This is a genomic window from Methanoculleus sp. MH98A (genome assembly GCF_000691865.1).
GTDB lineage: Archaea > Halobacteriota > Methanomicrobia > Methanomicrobiales > Methanoculleaceae > Methanoculleus.
This window is the reverse complement of record NZ_JMIO01000254.1, coordinates 1-2,148: the sequence shown is the minus strand read 5'-3', so window position 1 is coordinate 2,148 and position 2,148 is coordinate 1. Positions and strand designations below refer to the sequence as shown.

Annotated in this window: 2 protein-coding genes and 1 pseudogene; all 3 read left to right on the top strand. The window is 42.6% G+C overall.

Features of this window, described 5'->3' with window-relative positions; all coding sequences use genetic code 11:
- Positions 1 to 83: 83 nt before the first annotated feature.
- Positions 84 to 191 (top strand): annotated as a pseudogene (locus tag EI28_RS15625) (AN1-type zinc finger domain-containing protein); the annotation flags it as partial.
- Between the two features lie 288 nt (positions 192 to 479).
- Positions 480 to 1,331 carry a transglutaminase-like domain-containing protein gene (locus EI28_RS14565; protein ID WP_187147950.1) on the top strand — a complete coding sequence of 284 codons (852 nt, stop codon included), beginning with the start codon at positions 480 to 482 and terminating at the stop codon, positions 1,329 to 1,331.
- 108 nt (positions 1,332 to 1,439) lie between these two features.
- A partial coding sequence (locus tag EI28_RS13795) for a 2'-5' RNA ligase family protein (protein WP_082223187.1) occupies positions 1,440 to 2,148 on the top strand: 709 nt, incomplete at its 3' end.

Genomic DNA, 2,148 nt, shown 5'->3' with positions numbered 1-2,148 from the left:
TCTTAATGAGAATAATCTCACGGAACTTTTTTCCAGATATTCATTTCGGAAGGGTTATAAATAGATAGCAATTGTTATTGAATATGGCGAAATGCTATTTCTGTGGTCGCCAAATTGAAGGATTACCCTACGTCTGTAGACGATGTGGAGAAACATTCTGCATGGACCACAGATTGCCAGAATACCATAATTGTGTAGGAAAAACATTTTGCGCGGACCACAGATTGTCAGAATACCATAACTGTGTACAAGAACGATATTCTTACACCGAAAACAGTGAAGATTACTCCCGATATAGTGATAATGCGAATGGCCACTCAAGAAAAACATCCTCACAGAGACTCGCACGGCAAACCGAGCAAGAGATTACGAAAACTCTTGCCGTTTTAGCGATTGTTGTGGGTCTTGCTTTATTCTATCCTCAAATAGTTTTGTTCGTTTCTCAGTTAGAAGACGATTCTGGTGGATCTACTGCCCTGATGCAGCAGGACCCCTCATCAACAAAGGTGACCTTACCGGATACGACACCAGAGAATCAAGCGTTCAAGGCCTCGGATATCCCTATTATTGGCGACATTATTGACCCTTCCGAATCGTTTAAGGACTCCCCAAAACCACACAATTATCCCTACTACGCTGGGGGTCGAAGAACTCTGAGTTTTACAACCTATGGCGGATTAAACGAGTATTTTTCAAAAGAAAGTCACACATACCGGTACAATTACGTGGATGAAGTCATAATGGAGTTGCTAAAAAACTCCTATCAGGATGAGTATTTAGATCCTTTCATTGAGCAGATCGAAAAGACATCCAGTTCACCAGAGGCTCAAGCTCAAGTGGCAATCAGCCTTGTCCAGCATATACCTTACAGTTGGAACCGATATTCTGGGATGGATAGCGACTGGTATTACCCCTACGAAACACTTCACAATAATCAGGGGGTATGCTCCGACAAATCGTTGCTCCTGAGTTACCTCTTATGCCAGTTAGGCTACGATGTGGTATTGTTTGAGTTTTCCGACCATATGGCAGTCGGAGTAAAATGTAACGGCCAATATGACTTCCAGAACAGTGGATACGCGTTCATAGAAACCACACAACCAACAATAATCACGTACATTCCAGAGGATTATTTGGGAGGGTTTAGAGTTACGTCGGATGTGAAGATCATTCACGTACAAGGTGGAGATAAGTCCTTAGACGTGAGCGGGGAGTATCGGGATGCTCAAGAATTAAAGAAACTTGACTCGATGGGACAGGTCTTAGACCAGTATCACTACGCACGGTGGCAAGCACTCACAAAGAAATACGATCTACAATACGACACCTGATTAACCCATTTTCTGCCTTATCCAGAACAGCACACGATTACGTGATGAACAGACAGAATGATATGATAGATGTCCCTAGACATCATAGAAAAGGATATACCGCCCAGTATGGCCCCACATGCAAATTATCTCATTGAATATCGGTTTCAGGGATCCTCCAAACACGATATTCGCAAAATGATTCTGCGTCTTACAAACAAGTTTCACTTACATTATGCCCAACCAAAAAGACCGGTACCCCATATCACGCTTGCAGGAGGATTTACAGCAAATAACGAAAAACAACTCGTGAAAGACTTTGCCTCCCACTGTGCTGCCACCCCACTATGCAGGTTCACCGTGAACGGGTTTGGCTATTTTCACAACCCACGTGTTGTTTTCATTGATATCAATCCAAGCGACAAGTTGAAGCAGTTCCGTTGGGATCTAGCGCAACGCCTTCAGCGATACTGTAATTTAAAAAGTTACGACTATCAAGAGGATTTTGCATTCCATGCTACTCTTGCGTTACACTTAGGGGCATCTGATTTTGCCAAAGTCAGAAGATATATTGACAGCCAACCCAAGCCAAAATACAAGCACTACATGATTCGGGCAACCCTCCTGAAAAATGGGAAAATACTTTGTGAATATGACTTTCTACAGCGGCGATTGCTGAATCGAAGTGAAGCACTTGACGGGCGGTTGCTATCACGTACGTTTCAACTTCTCGATGATTTCTTTAAGGGAAATTACGATCCGAATGTGAAATTAAAACCTCAAGATAGTATACCTGAACAGAGAATCAATGTCCAAAAAGAGGAGAGTCATAGTATAG

What these genes read in the sequence shown, in the direction of transcription:
- EI28_RS14565 (WP_187147950.1), top strand. Translation starts at nt 480, where the DNA reads ATGCAGCAGGACCCCTCATCAACAAAGGTGACCTTACCGGATACGACA.